This is a genomic window from Colwellia sp. BRX8-5 (assembly GCF_014077325.1).
Lineage (GTDB): Bacteria > Pseudomonadota > Gammaproteobacteria > Enterobacterales > Alteromonadaceae > Colwellia_A.
Window position 1 is genome coordinate 1 of sequence record NZ_JACGVR010000030.1, and the last position, 17,873, is coordinate 17,873.

Here is a 17,873-nt window from a genome sequence, read left to right on the forward strand (position 1 = left end):
CAGAGCCAGAGCCAGAGCCAGAGCCAGAGCCAGAGCCAGAGCCAGCAGCTAAGGCTGGTTTCTTTGCTCGATTAAAGCAAGGACTGACTAAAACACGCCAAAATATTGGTGGGGGAATATTTACTTTATTCAGTGGCAAAAAAATTGATGACGAGTTATTTGAAGAACTTGAAACACATTTACTGTTAGCTGATGTGGGTATTGAAACGACCACAAAAATTATTAAATCACTTACAGAAAGTGCATCACGTAAACAGCTTAAAAATGCTGAAGCTTTGTATGATTTACTCAAAGAAGAGTTAAAGAAAATTATTGAGCCAGCAAGTGTGCCGTTAGAGATTAATAATGATTCAGGTCCTTTTGTTATCTTAATGGTCGGTGTTAATGGGGTTGGAAAAACCACCACTATTGGTAAATTAGCGAAAAAATTTCAAGCTGAAGGTAAATCGGTCATGCTAGCGGCCGGTGACACGTTTAGAGCAGCGGCGGTTGAGCAATTACAAGTGTGGGGCGAGCGCAACGATATTCCTGTTATTGCCCAGCATACTGGCGCAGACAGTGCTTCTGTTATTTTTGATGCGATTAGTGCCGCAAAAGCCCGTGGTGTTGATGTACTCATTGCTGATACAGCTGGCCGGCTGCAGAACAAAAGTCACTTAATGGATGAATTGAAAAAAGTTGTCCGTGTTATGAAAAAGATTGATGATAAAGCACCTCATGAAGTGATGTTAACTTTAGATGCAGGTACTGGACAGAATGCGTTAAGCCAAACAAAATTATTTAATGAAGCGGTTGGTTTGACGGGACTAACATTAACCAAGCTTGATGGTACGGCTAAAGGTGGTGTTGTGTTTGCTATTGCCGATAAAAATGCGATTCCTATCCGCTATTTAGGTGTTGGTGAAGGCATTGATGATTTACGTCCGTTTAACGGTGAAGATTTTATTGATGCATTATTCACCCAAGATAGCTAAGATTTACGGTATAGTTTTGATGCCCGACTACACTATGTGAAGAACAACAAAAATAAGAGTATGGCCATTTTATGATCCACTTTAACAATGTCAGTAAAACCTATCCTGGTGGCTTTCTAGCACTTAAAAATGTTAGTTTTGAATTGGCTGCGGGGGAAATGGCATTTTTAACCGGACATTCAGGAGCGGGGAAAAGTACACTCTTAAAGCTAATGAGCTTAATGGAAAAGCCGACCAGTGGTAAAATCCAAATTAACGGTAATGAAATATCAAATATAAAGTATAAAGATATTCCTTATGCTCGCCGAAAAATAGGAATGATTTTTCAAAACCATAATCTATTAATGGACAGAACTATTTTCGATAATGTTGCATTGCCTTTAGTCATTGAAGGGTATAGCCACAAGGAAACGCGAAAACGCGTGGAAGCAGCGCTAGATAAAGTCCACTTGAGCGATAAATTACGTTGTTTTCCTAATATGTTGTCAGGTGGAGAGCAGCAGCGAGTTGGCATTGCTAGAGCATTAGTGAATAAACCATTAATCTTGCTTGCTGATGAGCCAACCGGAAACTTAGATCCTAAGCTTTCCTTAGATATTATTCGCTTGTTTGAAGAATTTAATGATTTTGGCGTTACCGTACTCATAGCTACGCATGATCTGGGGCTAATTGCTAGAATGAAATATAGAACGCTGACGCTTAAGCAAGGTTCAATGATCACCGATGGTATCGTTGAAGGTTTACAAGTTAGGCATGAAAACAATGAATAAACCTACCCGTTTTGGCCAACCTTCGCAGAAATTAAATTTTGCAGCAAAAATAACAGATAGATTAATTCGACATGTTCAACAAGCCGTAGGTAGTTTAGGCGATTTATGGCGTACTCCTTTCACCTCAATAATGACGGTTTTGGTTTTAGGTATCAGTTTAACCTTACCGGCTACGTTACATTTATTTGTCAAAAATGCTAAAGCCATCAGTGAACAGTGGGATACCGCCTCAGAAATCAGTTTGTTTTTGAAATTGTCAGTGACTGAGAAAGCGGCACAAAACTTAGTTCATCGAATTGAACTTTATCCTGAGGTTGCCAAAGTTACTTACATCTCGGCAGAGCAGGCTTTACAAGAGTTTAAAACCTTATCTGGTTTTGGACAGGCGCTAGAATATTTAGATAAAAATCCCTTGCCAGCAACACTCTTAGTGACCCCAACAACGCGTGCTAGTCAAACACAGGCGGCTGGAGAGTTATTATTGAAGCTAGAAAAAGAACGAGAGGTTCAGCAAGGAAAATTAGACCTCGAATGGCTTTCTCGATTAGAAGCTATTGCTAAACTTATTGAAGATATCGTGGTAGGTATCGGTGCATTACTGTGTTTGTCTGTGGTGCTCATTATTGGCAACACTATACGCTTGGCTATTTTAAATCAAAAAGATGCGATTGCTGTGATGAAACTTGTCGGCGCGACGGATAGCTTTATTCAGCGTCCTTTTTTATATGCGGGCCTTTGGTATGGTATTTTGGGGGGGGTGGTCTCTTGGTTATGTGTGGCTCTGCTCGCTAAATATTTATCTGGGGCTCTCTCTGAATTAACCCACTTATATCAGAGTAACTTTATTATTAGTGGTTTAAGCTTTTCAGAAGCGATGACACTGATATTATTTGCCGTTATACTCGGTTTATCAGGAAGTTATATTTCAGTGCGTAAGCATATTCGTGCCATAGAGCCTACCGCTGATTAATAAAGTCTACTAAATGTCGATTTAAGTTCCACAGGCGATCATTTCGTCTGCCCATGACAGTGAGTCTTTATAAGCTTGAAAACAAAGTTCACTCTCTAAAGTAATTCTCTTGGCAATTTCTTCACCCTCTGCCCATAAGCCTTGTTCAATGTTTTTTACTAATGACAAGTAATCTCCAAGGTCACACTGCTCGCTTCTTAATGCCGATTTTATGCCTTGATGAATAGGTAATACACCTAATACATATTCTAATTCATGATCTAAAATACCATCGATTAACGATAATATACCGGTGAGAAAAGCTTTAGGCGGATTTTCACTTTCAAAACGGCAAAGGGCTATTTTTTCACAAAACTTAGCTCGTGCCAAAGAAAGACGCATAATTTCTGGATTTTTATCTGAGCTTAAATCTGACAGTGCAAGCAACGCGATAAATTTTTTCAGTTCAACTTGTCCGATATAAGCAAGAGCATGTTTTAACGAGGTTATTTCCTGGCTACTACCATAGGTAGGACTATTGATAAAACGCAGTAATTTATAAGTTAAGCCGGGATCAACGGCAAAAATTTCACTGATTTTGTTAATGTTTAACTCTACTTGGCTTGCTTGGCTGATCAGTTCGAGGATATTTTGTTTTGCCGTGGTGATTTTTCGCTGTTTTAGCATTTCTGGCTTTGCAAAAAAATAACCTTGAAAAAGTGTAAATCCCAGCATTTTTAATCGTTCAAATTGTTGTGAAGTTTCTACTTTTTCAGCTAATAGTGTTACGTTTAGCCCAGCAATTTTTCTGACCAGCTTGCTAATTTCTAGAATAGAAAACTGTAGGACATCAATTTTGATAATGTCTATGATAGGGTAAAATGGAGCCCACTTTTCATCAAAGTCAAAATCGTCTAAGGCTAATTTATAACCCTTCTCATGAAGTGACTGGCAAGCAGCTAATAGCTCAGGGGTTACCGGAACGTCTTCTAAAATTTCTAATACCACGTTTTTGGGATCAAGGAAGCTTGGGAAGTGAAAAATCAAGGTATCAGCATGAAAGTTAATATATGCGGGTAGATCACCAGTGACTTGTTCTATGCCTAAGCTTAAATGGTTATTAGTTAGTATGTTAGATGTTGCTTGATTAGGATCAATATCAGGAAAACTGTTACTTTTACCATCACGAAAAAGCAATTCATAGGCAACAACATTTTGTTTAATATCTAAGATGGGTTGACGAGCAACATATGAGTACAAATTATGACCCTCTAAAATTCATTTATAAGTTACTTAAATACATAAAGTAATAGCCACATCCTTGTTAAATTACATCTTGATACAAAAGCTAAGTTATTGTTTTGTAAGTTTAAAGTGTTTTCTGATACTTTTATGTTAACAAATGTACACAAAAAAAACAGATAAATCTACTTGACTGAGTTGTTTCGTCTTGTGTTGTAAGGTAATGTGTGATGCGTTGCTCGCCTACACGGTCGATGTATGCTATTATAGCGAGCTAGAAAGTTAAAATTATTTAAGAGTTATTAAAGAGCGATAAAGAGGGGTTTTTAAAATGAGTAAACCGATACAATCAATGGCGCTAACAGTTCCACGTAGCGGTAGTATTGAATCTTACATGCAGTCTGCTTATGGCATTCCTATGCTTACTGCACAGCGTGAGAATGAACTCGCCACTCGTTTATATTCAGAAAATGATTTACAAGCGGCACAAGAGCTTATTATGTCGCATTTACGTTTTGTTATTCATGTAGCAAAAGGTTATGCAGGTTATGGTTTACCTCAAGCTGATTTAATTCAAGAAGGTAACGTTGGTTTAATGAAAGCTGTTAAGCGTTTTAACCCGGAAGTGGGTGTACGCTTAGTGTCGTTTGCTGTTCATTGGATAAAAGCTGAGATTCATGAGTTTGTGTTACGTAATTGGCGTATTGTTAAAGTGGCAACAACCAAGGCACAACGTAAATTGTTTTTTAACCTTCGTAAAAACAAAAAACGTTTAGGTTGGTTCAGTAACGACGAAATTAATAATGTTGCAGAGACTCTAGGTGTTACGCCTAAAGATGTTTTAGAGATGGAATCTAGAATGAGTAATCAAGATCAGGCTTTTGAGCTGTCGTCTGACGATGTTGATAATTCTGCTGGTGGAGGTTACTCTCCAGCCTTATATCTTGAAGATCATCAGTCAGATCTCGCTGTTCAGGTTGAAGATGAAGATCACTCTTCTCATGCTAATAAGCGTTTATCTAATGCCTTGGTCATTCTTGATGAACGCAGCCAAGATATTATAAGAACCCGTTGGTTAACTGAAGATAAAACGACGTTACAAGATTTAGCTAACAAGTATCATATTTCTGCAGAGCGTGTCAGACAGTTAGAAAAAAATGCCCTTAATAAACTTAAAGGCTCAATGGCTGCTTAGTTATTGGATCATGTCTGTACCAACAAAAAAACCGATTTACGTCGGTTTTTTTATGTCTGCTTTTTGTAGACTTTCTCTTTTGAGCACTGATACTAGCTTGCTTATGTTAATCATTAACGGTCTTTTGTCCCTTTTTGGTAAACGTGCGCAACTCGTCAATTATAGTGTACAAAAAATAGACATATACTGTATTGATCTTATCAATTCAAATAAGGTACTAGCCAAGTGATATTAATTTGGTAGACTAACCGCTTAAAAATAATACTAATAACTAACTATGGAATCGCCTTGACGGAATTAAAGGCAAAGGAAGACATTCTGGCATTACGTCAGCTTCCCAAATTAAAGTCTCTACTTAAAAAGTATCGGCAGGTTAAAACCATGCAGTCGGGTTTGTTGCAGTTGTCTGAATTGGCAAGCACAGTTACCGATATGGCAGCCTTTTATGCTGAGCTTAAAACGGTGATTAAAACATTATTAATTACCGATAGTTTTCACATCACCCTGATCAATTCAAAAAATAATCTTGAGCTTGCTCATTGTCACAACCCCGAAGAAATTCGTTTACATGATCATTTAAAAGTTGCTGATTGGCGAAAATGCTTAACAGGTATGGTTTTTGAAAATGAAAAGCCGATGCATTGCTCTGCTAAAGAGCGTTTCGCATTAGCAAAATCAGGCGATATTTTTCTTTATGGTTCATCCTGTGTTGATTGGCTTGGTGTTCCGCTTAGACGTGGGAATCAGGTTATTGGTGTTCTGGCATTACAAAGTTACGATGATAAACTTTACTTTGATGAATATGATTGTCAGTTGCTTGAATTTATTGCCTTGCATTTAGTGACCGCTATTGATCGTGTACGTAGTCGTGAATTATTAGAAGAAAGTATTTTACTGCGTACTGAAACACTAACCGAAATGAATAAGCAGTTACAAGTTGAAATTGCTGAGCGTAAGAAAGCGGTGAAAATGCATAAAGCCTTATTATCAATTTCAGAAATTACGGCTAATTCACAAGATATTGATTGCTTCTATCGAGCTATCCATCAAGAAATTAATACTCTATTACCAGCAAAGAACTTATATATTGCTCTGTTAGATACGGGTGATAACAAAGATAACTCTATCGTGACTTTCCCCTATTATGACGATGAAAAAGTGCATACACCTCTGCCTCGAATGTTAGGTTTTGGTCTGACAGAATTAGCGATAAATGCTGTTGCACCGACATTGATCACCGAAGGTGAAGTCTTTTATTTATCTGAGCAAGGTGAAATAACGAGTGAACCGCTGACGATAGATTATCCTAAAAATAAAATGCCACAAGCATGGCTTGCTGCACCATTGATGGAAGATGGCAAGATATTCGGCATTTTAGCTATTCAGCATTACCAAGATTCGCAAGCCTATCAACAGAGTGACCTAACCTTGATACGCTTTATTAGCCAGCACGTTGATACCGCTATTTTACGTAAGCGTTCGCAAGCAGAAATAAAAAAACACCATGAAAAATTAGAAAATACGGTTAATCAACGTACCCAAGAGCTACAAGCGAGTAATTTAAATTTGCGTATGCAAATTGATGAGAGACGAAAAGCAGAAGCGCAACTTTACTATGAAGCACACCATGACGGCCTAACAAAACTGCCCAATAGAGCGATGTTTTCAGACCGATTGAGCTACTCATTACGACATTTGAAGCGTCATCCCGATCAACGCTTTGCCGTGTTATTTATCGATTTAGATCGTTTTAAAATGATTAACGATACATTGGGACACCATGCTGGAGATGAGTTTCTTATTGAGATAGCACTCAGATTACAAGACTGTGTCAGAGATAATGATATTTTAGCGCGTTTAGGGGGTGATGAATTTGTTATTTTGCTTGATTCACTACAATGTCAAGATGATATTGAAGAAGTGGCCTCACGCATTATTACCGCTGTTGCCAAACCCTTCAGTTTAGGTGGTCATACACTTTACTCGAATGCCAGTATAGGTATTGCGCAATGTAGCAGTCATTATAAGGATTCTCATGAAATTTTACGTGATGCTGATGCCGCTATGTACCAAGCGAAAAACTTAGGTCGTGGTCGTTATGTCTTTTTTGATGAAAGCATGCGAGAACAACTTATGGCAAGTATGACTTTAGAGCAAGAATTACGCGTTGCCATTACCAAGAGTCAATTTGAACTGCATTATCAGCAGATATCCAACTTAACGTTAACGAATACCATTGGTTTTGAAGCTTTATTACGTTGGCAGCATCCAACTAAAGGCTTACTAACGCCAAGTGAATTTTTATATATGGCCGAAGAAACCGGCATGATATTAGACATCGAAGCTTGGGTTATTAAAGAAGTTAGTCAACAATTAAAAAGCTGGCAACAAAATACCGAGTATTTTAATGCTTTTATTGGTATTAATTTATCGGGACGTCACTTAGTTCAAGCGAATCAGCTCAATAAGTTGATCAAGCAAATTAAAGACGCAGGTATAGAGCCTCATCGTTTAATTCTTGAATTTAATGAATCTGCATTTGCTCAACAAAGTGAATTAGCCCTGAAGAACTTACGTCGATTAAAAGAATTTGGGGTTAAACTCGCTCTAGATGATTACGGCGCGGGTTCATCGTCATTAAATTTCTTACACAACTACCCGTTTGAATTTATCAAATTAGACAGAAGTTTTGTTCGTACGCTAAATACTAATAATAAAAATTTATCGTTAGTTAAGGCTTTGCATGATTTGGGCAGTAACTTTGGCTACCATTTAGTCGCTGAAGGAATCGAGTCAGAGGAAATGTTGAAAAAGTTACAGAACGCCGGTTGTGAATTTGGTCAGGGCTTTCATATTAGTCGACCGATAAAAATGCCACGAATAATAACCAAAAGTGAGGTTGTAGTTAAAGTTAGCGCCTAATTTTTCGTTAACAATCAATTATATTTTACTAAAAAAACCTTCTATGCGTAGCGCAATTCCAGGTGTGGTGGTGTAGTTATCCTCTTTTGACCACTCTAAAAATGGTTCTACTTCAAAAAACAACCATTTTTCTAGTGCATTGAATCGATAACGATAACTCAGCGTATATTTGTCGGTAAAAAAACCATATTGACCATTACGCTCACCTTCAACTTGCAAACCAACAACGGAGGCCGTTGTTGAATCTAATTGATTTAATTGATAAAAGCCGTGTTTCCATCGAATGCCACTAAATGATTCAGAGCCGCGAATAGTATAATTGATCCTATATTGTGATTTTTCATTATATTGATAATTATATTCAAGAAATAACTTGGCTCCAAGACCGTCGCCTAAAAAGTAATAGGTTGAAGGTTCAACTTTAAAACCATGCTTTTCATTGAAGGTATACAACTTGCGCTTACGTATTTTTACAAAAATATCACCGCCTGAAATTCCTAATCGAGTATCGACTAAGCTATCGCTCTTCTTTTTAACCACATAACGTAAGGCCGCGGCAAAGCTTTCTTCATTTATTTCTGGGCGAGTACCAATACCATCGAGGGGTAACTGGCCGTCTTCAACGTCATCTTCATCGGAAAGAATCAAGCTCATCTTATCTTTAAAGTGCGGTAACTTTACTTTTAATCGAAAACGAGAGTCAAGCTCCGCCAAATGACGTGCTTTGGGTATCCAGCCAAAACGTATTTTGGCTGTTGCTTTGGGTTCAATTTGTTGGCTATCAATATCAGTAAAAAAACTATCGAACCAAGTCGCCGATTGATAAACGGAATTAGCGATGGTGTCGTGTACGTCTTGACCCCAGTCATCGGGCACAAGTGTGGGTACAACATGCCTTTGTGGATGTTTGATAGGTTTTGCTATTTGCTTTTCAGTGTCACTGTCCATGTTTTGATCTTGTCTAGCATTACTCTGAAAAGTAGTGAAGGTAATGCTGATCATCAACAAGCAACTCAGATAAATAAGGTGCTTTTTCTGCAAAGTTTGTCCTATCGCATTATTTTGTCTATCAAAGGATGATTTTTCATTTTAAAACTTTATAATGAATCCATTCTAAATAATAGGGGTTTATCATGGGAAATATGGGTATTTGGCAATTATTAATTGTTGCGGTTATTATAGTGTTGTTATTTGGCACAAAAAAATTACGTAATCTAGGTGGCGATTTAGGCTCTGCGGTTAAAGGTTTTAAAAATGCTATGACAGATAGTAACGCTAAAAAGGAAGAAGAAAGTGCAGAAAATATTGCTGATAAGTCTGTTACTACCGACACCGAAGATAAAGTAAAAACAAAAGAAAAAGATCAGGCGTAAGCGATGTTTGATATTGGCTTTTGGGAGCTGTCGCTGATTGCGATAATAGGTATGATCGTTTTAGGTCCAGAACGTTTACCTGTTGCTATTAGAACGGTGCGCGGTTGGATAAGTGGTGTTCGTAAATTTAGTGATAGTGTAAAAACCGAGCTTACCGAAGAATTACGCATACAAGAATTACATGCTAATTTGAAAAAAGCTGAACAAGCGGATATGAAAAATCTATCACCTGAGATTGCTGAATCATTAAAAACATTACAAGAAGCTGCTGAGATGGTCAATCGTCCTTATCAACTCGATAAAGAGCCTGAAAAAGTTGACTCACAAAGTATTGTCTCAGAAAATATTGAAAAAAATGATAAGGTGACTGAAGAAGCAGCAGTCACTGCTAACCTTTCATCTTCACAAGAAAATAAAAAGTAACACCATGAATCCATCTCCAGCAAGTAGTTATACTTTATTTGATCATTTACTCGAATTACGCAGCCGATTGTTGAACGTTGTGGTGGGCGTTTTGGTTGTCTTTTTAGGCTTATTCTATTTCGCTAATGAAATTTATGAATATGTTTCCAAACCCTTAATGGAAACCTTACCTGAAGGGGGACAAATGATCGCAACCGATGTTGCCTCTTCTTTCTTTGCTCCTTTTAAATTAACCATGGTACTTTCTATTTTTATTGCCATGCCCTTTATTCTTTATCAAATTTGGGCCTTTGTTGCGCCTGGCTTATACAAGAATGAAAAACGCTTAGTTATTCCACTGATGTTCGGCAGCACCTTGCTATTTTATGGTGGTATTGCTTTTGTCTATTATGTGGTTTTCCCAATAATTTTTGCTTTTTTTACTTCTGTAGCTCCTGAAGGGGTAAATATTGCCACCGACATTACCAGTTATTTAGATTTTGTTCTAAAATTATTCTTTGCCTTTGGGATTGTTTTTGAAATACCCATTGTTATTATTTTACTGTGTTGGACCGGCTTTACCGATCCCGACAGTTTGCGTGCAAAAAGACCCTATGTTGTTGTTGGTGCGTTTGTGGTTGGCATGTTGTTAACACCGCCTGATATTATTTCACAAACATTATTGGCCGTACCCATGCTATTATTATTTGAATTAGGCGTTTTTATAGCGTCTATTTACCAGAAAAAAAACGAATCTGAAGAAGCTTAGTTTGATGAAACTGGATAGCTAATGATCGATATTGGCGTTAATTTAACAAATACTCGTTTTGATAAAGACCGTGATGAATTAATCGCGCGGGCTAAATCTGCTGGTATCAGGGCTATGTTGGTTACCGGAACTAATATCTCTGAAAGTCATAAAGCTTTACAATTATCTGCACAATATCCTGATTATCTTTATACCACAGCGGGTATACATCCCCATGATGCCGATAATGTCAGTGATAACTATTTAGATGACATTCGATTATTAGCTAAAAATAAAGCGGTAAAAGCAATTGGTGAATGTGGTTTAGATTTTAACCGTAATTTTTCTACTCCAAAGCAACAAGAAAAAGTGTTTGCTGAACAAATATCATTAGCTGCAGAACTTCAATTACCACTTTTTTTACATCAACGGGATGCTTTCCCTGTCTGGTTTCAATTACTATCTCCTTACTTAACCGCTGTGCCCGCTATGGTTTCTCATTGCTTTACCGGTAATGAGAATGAGTTAAATCAATGCTTGTCAGCTGGTATGTATATTGGTATTACCGGATGGGTGTGTGACGAACGTCGTGGAGAACCATTACAAGCGCTTATTCCATCAATCCCATTAGATAGGTTAATGATTGAAACAGATGCGCCATATTTAACACCTAGAAGCATTAAGCCTAAACCCAAAAGCAGTCGCAATGAACCAAGCTATTTACCTTACGTCATAGAAAAGCTCGCCCATTTGTACCAATGCCATAGCGACGACATTATTAATGCCACCAGTGAAAATGCGCGAAAAGTTTTCAACTTAGGTGAGCGTTAATGATCTCACTCTTTAATCGGTCAACTTCTTACCTTTTTATTGTTGCAATATTAGTGGTGATTTTATCGATAATTCAGTTAGTTGTGCAATTTTCATCGCTGACCTTACTGTTATTAATTATGGCTCTCTTTATGGCGTTTTTAGTCTTTTCACAAGAAAAAAACACTAAAAACTCTCTTGCTAGCAATGCAGCAGATCAGCACATTGAAAATGAAGTTCAAGATAACGATGAGCTTGAAAGTAAAGTACAAGAGCGTACTTTAGAGCTCAATATTGCTTTGCAAGAACTCGAAGAAGTTAATAAAGAGTTAGAAGAAAAGAATACGTTAGACGACCTTACCGGTTTGTATAACCGGAGGTTTTATGATCAAAAAATACTCGCTGAATATCGACGTAGTCGCCGTAACTTAACGCCCTTGAGCTTAGTGATTCTTGACATCGATCATTTTAAAAAAGTGAATGATACTTATGGTCACTTAGCCGGTGATGAATGTTTAATCGTAGTTGCTGCTTGCATTAAAAGTTGCTTGCGAAGAAGTGCAGACATCAGTTGTCGTTATGGCGGTGAAGAATTTTGTTTAATTTTGCCTGAAACCGATAGCCAAGGGGCATTAGCACTGGCTGAAGAATTAAGGGAAAGTATTGCTAGCTGTCAGGTTAGCTACAATAACACTATCATAAGTCTAACCATTAGCTGTGGTGTTAGTACTTATTTACAACAAAAAGATGTTCAAGCCGAGCATCTCTTTGCCGCAGCAGATCAAGCCTTATATCAAGCAAAACATAATGGCCGCAATCAAGTGAGACAACAAGACGTTGTCAAAGCTAGCGATAGTTAACCGCTAACTTATCAACTTTATTTATATAGGAAAATTTTATGAGTAACGCTTTTGGGCAATTTCCTGCCCGCAGAATGCGCCGCATGCGCCGTGATGATTTTTCGCGTCGTTTAATGTCAGAAAATCAATTAACCGTTAATGATTTAATTTACCCGGTCTTTGTTCTTGATGGTGAAAATCAACGCGAAGCTATAGCTTCTATGCCTGGCGTTGAACGTAAAAGTATTGATTTATTATTAGAAGAAGCGCAAGAACTGGTTGATTTAGGTATTCCTGCCATTGCTATATTTCCTGTCACTCCAGCAAATAAAAAGTCATTAATGGCTGAAGAAGCCTATAACCCTGAAGGGTTAGCTCAACGTACTGTTCGTGCATTAAAAGCAAAGTTTCCTGAATTAGGGGTAATAACCGATGTTGCTCTTGACCCTTTTACGACCCATGGACAAGATGGCATTCTTGGCATAAAGGGTAAAGATGAGGGTTACGTATTAAATGACATTACCAAAGAAATTTTAGTTAAGCAGGCGTTGTCTCATGCTCAAGCGGGTGCCGATGTGGTTGCCCCTTCAGATATGATGGATGGTCGTGTTGGGGCAATTCGTCAAGAATTAGAAAAACATGGTTTTGTAAACACGCGAATTTTAGCTTATTCGGCAAAATATGCTTCTAATTATTATGGTCCTTTTCGTGATGCTGTTGGCTCTGCAAGTAACATTAAAGGCGGTAATAAATTCTCATATCAAATGGACCCAGCAAACAGTGATGAAGCATTACATGAAGTTGCTCAAGACATCGCCGAAGGTGCAGATATGGTCATGGTAAAACCGGGTATGCCTTATTTAGATATTGTGCGCCGAGTTAAAGATACCTTTCAAGTGCCAACATATGCTTATCAGGTGAGTGGCGAATATGCAATGCACATGGCAGCCATTCAAAATGGCTGGTTAGCTGAAAAACCCTGTGTTATGGAAGGTTTGCTCGCTTTTAAACGTGCGGGTGCCGATGGTATTTTAACTTACTTTGCTAAAAAAGTGGCTTACTGGTTAAAAGAACAATAATGTGAACCCCCGATCTTAAGGGGCTTATTGTAAAAATCTTAATTTGCAATGCTATAAGTAGATAGTAAAAATATATAGGCAAACGACTTATTCTATTAGCTGAGCTATTTTAGCTGGTAGAATGGCTTGTTTAATTTTACTAAATCGAGCATGAATGCCCAGTCACAAACAGTCATTATTTTCACTGCATAGTGCGGTGTTACTTTTCGCTATATCGGGTCTTTTTGCTAAGTGGCTAAATATGCCAGCCAGCCATATTGTTTTTGGTCGTGCTGCTTTTGCCGCGGCAACTATTGCGCTTTTTGTTTTACTGATAAGAAAGCAGTCTCTAAAAGTTGAAAAGTCACTACTATTGCCACTTGCTTTTACTGGTTTGGTTTTAGCTTTTCATTGGGGCAGTTTCTTTTATGCTATTCAGGTATCAAGTGTCGCAATTGGCTTGATCACTTTTGCAACTTTCCCTGTTTTTGTTAGTTTCCTCGAACCGATGTTGTTTAAAGAAAAATTCCATTATAAGGCGTTATTGCAGGCTTTACTCACGGTTGTTGGTATCTTATTTATTCTACCACTTGACCATTTAAGTGCAGGGGATATCGATGGTGTTATATGGGGAATGACATCGGCAATGAGTTTTGCTTTGTTAACACTGTTAAATCGAAAGTTTGTTGCCAAAACATCGGCTAAAAAAGTGGCCTTCTATCAAAACGCTTGTGCCACGGTATGTTTATTACCCTTAATGTTTTTATATCCGATCACCATATCTTACCAACAGTTGTCGGTATTAATTATTTTAGGTGTTCTTTTCACGGCAGTTGCTCATACATTATTTAATCATTCTCTAAAGGTGGTTAAAGCGCAAACAGCAAGTATCGCGGTAAGTTTAGAGCCTATCTACGGTTCTATAGCCGCGTATTTTCTTTTAGGTGAACAAATAACGCTCATGATGGTGATTGGTGGCAGTATTGTTATTTTTACCAATCTTTGGGCGTCTAAAACCAATAGCTAATGATCATTAAATATTGATGTTTAAGTGTGTTATTGAGTTTTCTAGAGTAGATGTCAAACGATAAATGAATGGTTATTTAAGGGCTTCTTGAGTCTCACAAAGGATGTTAAGTGATAAATGAAGCGGTGTTAAATGGGCACTTTCTTGGAGCAGTTCGTCAGCGATAAGTGGGTGTGCAGCAAGCCAAGTCGTTGGTAAACATAAATTGATAATATCATCACCCATACTTTTAATAATAGCGGTTTGATAATCGGGCAAAGCATCATCTTTGCGGCGTCGACATAAAATGATGGCTAAACGTAAAATAACTAACAGGTAGCTTGCTTGCTGAAAATTTACTGCCGTTTGTTTTTCTAGTAAATCGACATCAATATTACCTTTGTGTAACCGGACTAAGGTGACTAGTAATTGTCGTTCAATTTGATTAAATCCTGGTAAATCAGCGTGTTGTAATATGTAGGCACCATGATGCTGATGCTGCTTAAATTCTAATAACAAACCAATTTCATGTAATTCACAGGCAGCATTCAATAATGCTAAGCTGTTTTCTTCATCTAATGACCAAGTTTCCTTATAGGTGTGAAATAAACTTGTCGCTTGTCTTTGAATTCGTGCGGAATGTTGATTATCAATATGAAATTTTTCAGTGAGAGAATTAATCGTACTCTGACGGATACTCATATCTACCCTTTTAGGCAGCATGCTGTAAAGTAAACCTTCACGTAAAGCACCACTTGATAACTGAATGTTCTCAATGTTGAAGCTTTCAATGATGGCAATTAAAATAGCGACGCCACTGGCTATAACGGGCGATCTTTCCTGGCTAAGCCCAGCAATCTTAATTTCACTGATCGTTTTACATTGTATTAACTGTTGTTGAATAGTCTGTAAGAAAAGCAGATTAACACCAGTACTCTTATGGTTAAATTGTTGCATTTCGGTCAGGGCTTGCATGGTGCCAGAGCCACTTAACACTAACTTCCAACCCGTTTCTTTAAAACGCTCAACCAAAGGAAATATTACTTTTTTTGCTGCAGCTATAGCAAGAGCAAAATTTTCAGTCGTTAATTTATTATCCGAGAAATAACGGCTATTAAAAGTGACACAGCCAATATCTAAGCTTTCGACTTGCTTAGTTACAAAACCATCACCTAAAATAAGCTCAGTACTTGCGCCGCCAATATCAATAACAAAGCGTTGTTTAGCACCACAACTGGTATGTGCTACCCCTAAATAAATATTTTTGGCTTCTTGTTTACCACTGAGTAGCTTTATTTTTTGTCCCAAAATTTTATTAGCTTGTGTTAAAAACTCTTCACGATTTTTAGCAAGACGCAGGGTTGCTGTCGCGACAATACGGACGTTTTTTTGAGGAATATCTTGCAGCCGTTCAGCGAAAAAGCTTAAACATTCAAGGCCTCGAGCAATCGCGGCTTGGCTTAGTTGGTTGTCTGAATTTAAACCAGAGGCTAAACGAACTTTACGTTTAACTTTATCAACCACCTGAACGCTATTAGCTAGCTGTCGGGTGATCAACATATGAAAGCTGTTTGAACCTAAATCGATCACCGCATAAAGAGGTGTGGAAATCTCAGTATGGGTGATCATCATAGTCGTTTAGTGGCGGCGCTGGTTGTTGCCACCCGTTCTGCCACGATTTTGTCCACCATTTTGAGGCTTATGGCGACGAGGACGAGGCTTAGGAGTAGGAAAATCAGTTAATAATGCATCTTGATTATATTTACTTACCGGTAAGGCATGTTCAATATAGGTTTCGATAGGAGGTAAGTTAAAAACATAGCCTTCACATGCGAAACTAATTGCATGACCTGTTGCACCAGCACGGCCAGTACGGCCTATACGATGTACATAATCTTCACAATCATCTGGTAAATCATAATTAAATACATGACTTACGCTAGGAATATGTAAACCGCGTGCGGCTACATCAGTGGCAACTAAGATATCTAGTTCACCGGCACTAAATTGCTCAAGAATCTTTAAACGTTTCTTCTGAGGTACATCGCCAGTTAATAAACCAACGCGGATGTTATCAATTTCTAAATGTGAATAAACTTTTTCACAAACATGCTTAGTATTGGCAAAGATGATCGCTTTTTCAGGCCATTCTTCTTCAATTAATGTTTGTAACAAAGCCATTTTATCTTCGTTAGAAGGATAAAATAATTCTTCAGAAATTCGAGTGTTTGTTTTTTGTTCTGGCGCGATTTCAACACTTTCTGGCTCATTCATGTGTTCAAATGCAAGTTCTTTTACACGAAAAGATAAGGTTGCTGAAAATAACATGCTTAAACGTGCTGTGGCGGCAGGCATACGATTAAACATATATCTGATATCTTTAATGAAGCCTAGATCAAACATACGATCGGCTTCATCAAGCACAACAACTTCGATATTGTTTAGGTTATAAATACCTTGTTTCATATAATCGAGCAAACGACCACAGGTACCAATAAGAATATCTACACCAGCTTCAAGCTCTAAGCGTTGGCTTTCATAGCCTTCACCACCATAAACTACGCCTAAGCGTAAGCCAGTGCTTTTTGCCATTTCTTTAGCATCACGGTGAATTTGTACGGCTAATTCACGTGTTGGTGCCATGATTAAGGCACGAGGTTGATTATGCTTTGGATCTGGTTTTTGTAATAAGTGATGAAAGGTTGCAGCTAAAAAGGCGATTGTTTTACCTTCGCCTGTTTGTGCTTGGCCTGCAATATCAGTACCTTTCAATAAAATGGGTAAAGATTGCTCTTGAATTGAAGTGCAATACTCAAAGCCCATAGCGTCAAGACCTGCGACAACTTTAGTGTCGAGGTTAAGTTCTGAGAACTTAGTTTCAGTTAAGTGTGTTTTATTCATGCGCACAGCTTAACAGGTTATATAGTTAATAAAAAACGGTATCGAGTAAATGTATTCATAAATACTCAATTAATGTTAGAAATAGCCAACAGTTATAAGATCAAAGTTGGTAATTCATAATGATGGCGTTATAATCCCCACCAATTGGCAAAATGCCACCATTTAACGGAGATAGAAATGAGCGATAGAATTGTTCAGTTAACAGACGACAGTTTTGATACTGACGTAATTACCGCCTCAGGCCTTATATTAGTCGATTTTTGGGCTGAATGGTGTGGTCCTTGTAAAATGATCGCACCTTTATTAAATGACATTGCAGAAGAATATGCAGGTCAAGTAACTGTTGGTAAATTAAATATCGATCAAAACTCAATTACTCCACCTAAATACGGTATTCGTGGTATTCCTACGTTATTGTTATTTAAAGATGGCGCAGTCGCTGATACTAAGGTTGGCGCTTTATCTAAAACTCAATTAAAAGAGTTTATTGATAATAATTTATAAGTTTTCAAAAAAAGGTTCGTATTTACGAGCCTTTTTTGTATATATTAGCTTATTAATTAAAGAAGAAAGCCATAGATCAAATTTTGATCCTTTACCTGATTAAATTTTAGTGCTAAATTTAGCTTTCTAATGAACCACATTTCAAACCAAACTCCAATTTCAATGATGCCAACAGGCAAA

17 protein-coding genes are annotated in these 17,873 nt (G+C 37.7%); 13 read left to right on the forward strand and 4 right to left on the reverse strand.

The features are described from left to right. From ftsY to ftsX, 3 genes are all read left to right on the forward strand, one after another. On the forward strand, positions 1 to 974 hold a 974-nt coding region (gene ftsY / locus H4J62_RS15880), incomplete at its 5' end, for a signal recognition particle-docking protein FtsY (protein ID WP_182231347.1). A gap of 71 nt (positions 975 to 1,045) precedes the next feature. Beyond that, the gene (ftsE, locus tag H4J62_RS15885) at positions 1,046 to 1,744 is read left to right on the forward strand and encodes a cell division ATP-binding protein FtsE (RefSeq protein WP_182217164.1); all 699 of its coding nucleotides are present in this window, start codon (positions 1,046 to 1,048) and stop codon (positions 1,742 to 1,744) included. Beyond that, complete coding sequence (ftsX, locus tag H4J62_RS15890; protein ID WP_404842420.1) at positions 1,728 to 2,714, forward strand: permease-like cell division protein FtsX; 987 nt, start codon at positions 1,728 to 1,730, stop codon at positions 2,712 to 2,714. The genes ftsE and ftsX overlap by 17 nt, the downstream gene beginning before the upstream one ends. 21 nt (positions 2,715 to 2,735) lie before the next feature. On the opposite strand, the gene H4J62_RS15895 is transcribed toward ftsX, so the two are convergent. Then, positions 2,736 to 3,953: an EAL and HDOD domain-containing protein gene (locus H4J62_RS15895; protein WP_259364687.1), complete on the reverse strand. Its 1,218-nt coding sequence runs from the start codon at positions 3,951 to 3,953 to the stop codon at positions 2,736 to 2,738. A gap of 313 nt (positions 3,954 to 4,266) precedes the next feature. On the opposite strand from H4J62_RS15895, the gene rpoH reads away from it, so the two are divergent. Further along, on the forward strand, positions 4,267 to 5,130 hold the full coding sequence (rpoH, locus tag H4J62_RS15900) for an RNA polymerase sigma factor RpoH (RefSeq protein ID WP_182175927.1): 864 nt from the start codon (positions 4,267 to 4,269) through the stop codon (positions 5,128 to 5,130). Positions 5,131 to 5,418: 288 nt separating this feature from the next. Then, positions 5,419 to 8,052 (forward strand): EAL domain-containing protein, encoded by a 2,634-nt coding sequence (locus H4J62_RS15905; protein WP_182217160.1) that lies wholly within the window; start codon positions 5,419 to 5,421, stop codon positions 8,050 to 8,052. Positions 8,053 to 8,070: 18 nt separating this feature from the next. Here H4J62_RS15905 and H4J62_RS15910 read toward each other — a convergent pair whose 3' ends face one another. Next, positions 8,071 to 9,093, reverse strand: coding sequence for a hypothetical protein (locus tag H4J62_RS15910; protein WP_182217159.1), 1,023 nt, complete (start codon positions 9,091 to 9,093; stop codon positions 8,071 to 8,073). Positions 9,094 to 9,185: 92 nt separating this feature from the next. On the opposite strand from H4J62_RS15910, the gene tatA reads away from it, so the two are divergent. The 7 genes from tatA to H4J62_RS15945 all read left to right on the forward strand — a co-directional run bounded on the left by tatA (position 9,186) and on the right by H4J62_RS15945 (position 14,309). Beyond that, positions 9,186 to 9,425: a Sec-independent protein translocase subunit TatA gene (gene tatA, locus H4J62_RS15915; protein WP_070375334.1), complete on the forward strand. Its 240-nt coding sequence runs from the start codon at positions 9,186 to 9,188 to the stop codon at positions 9,423 to 9,425. Positions 9,426 to 9,428: 3 nt separating this feature from the next. Continuing rightward, entirely contained in the window at positions 9,429 to 9,848 is a 420-nt protein-coding gene (gene tatB / locus H4J62_RS15920) for a Sec-independent protein translocase protein TatB (RefSeq protein WP_182217157.1), read from the forward strand. 4 nt (positions 9,849 to 9,852) lie between these two features. Beyond that, a complete protein-coding gene (gene tatC / locus H4J62_RS15925) occupies positions 9,853 to 10,596 on the forward strand; it encodes a twin-arginine translocase subunit TatC (RefSeq protein WP_182217156.1) in 744 nt (247 codons plus the stop codon). Positions 10,597 to 10,617: 21 nt separating this feature from the next. Continuing rightward, positions 10,618 to 11,406 carry a TatD family hydrolase gene (locus H4J62_RS15930; RefSeq protein ID WP_182217154.1) on the forward strand — a complete coding sequence of 263 codons (789 nt, stop codon included), beginning with the start codon at positions 10,618 to 10,620 and terminating at the stop codon, positions 11,404 to 11,406. Continuing rightward, positions 11,406 to 12,245, forward strand: a complete 840-nt coding sequence (locus H4J62_RS15935) for a GGDEF domain-containing protein (RefSeq protein WP_182217152.1) — start codon at positions 11,406 to 11,408, stop codon at positions 12,243 to 12,245. The genes H4J62_RS15930 and H4J62_RS15935 overlap by 1 nt, the downstream gene beginning before the upstream one ends. A gap of 38 nt (positions 12,246 to 12,283) precedes the next feature. Further along, positions 12,284 to 13,303, forward strand: coding sequence for a porphobilinogen synthase (hemB, locus tag H4J62_RS15940; protein WP_070375340.1), 1,020 nt, complete (start codon positions 12,284 to 12,286; stop codon positions 13,301 to 13,303). A gap of 154 nt (positions 13,304 to 13,457) precedes the next feature. Next, positions 13,458 to 14,309 (forward strand): DMT family transporter, encoded by an 852-nt coding sequence (locus tag H4J62_RS15945; RefSeq protein WP_182217150.1) that lies wholly within the window; start codon positions 13,458 to 13,460, stop codon positions 14,307 to 14,309. Between the two features lie 72 nt (positions 14,310 to 14,381). Here H4J62_RS15945 and H4J62_RS15950 read toward each other — a convergent pair whose 3' ends face one another. Together H4J62_RS15950 and rhlB are read right to left on the reverse strand one after the other, a co-directional pair. Beyond that, positions 14,382 to 15,917, reverse strand: coding sequence for a guanosine-5'-triphosphate,3'-diphosphate pyrophosphatase (locus H4J62_RS15950; protein ID WP_259367898.1), 1,536 nt, complete (start codon positions 15,915 to 15,917; stop codon positions 14,382 to 14,384). 9 nt (positions 15,918 to 15,926) lie between these two features. Then, positions 15,927 to 17,189 carry an ATP-dependent RNA helicase RhlB gene (gene rhlB / locus H4J62_RS15955; protein WP_070375343.1) on the reverse strand — a complete coding sequence of 421 codons (1,263 nt, stop codon included), beginning with the start codon at positions 17,187 to 17,189 and terminating at the stop codon, positions 15,927 to 15,929. A 177-nt stretch (positions 17,190 to 17,366) separates the two neighbouring features. Here rhlB and trxA point away from each other — a divergent pair, with 177 nt between their 5' ends. Further along, positions 17,367 to 17,693: a thioredoxin TrxA gene (gene trxA / locus H4J62_RS15960; protein WP_070375344.1), complete on the forward strand. Its 327-nt coding sequence runs from the start codon at positions 17,367 to 17,369 to the stop codon at positions 17,691 to 17,693. Positions 17,694 to 17,873 lie beyond the last annotated feature (180 nt).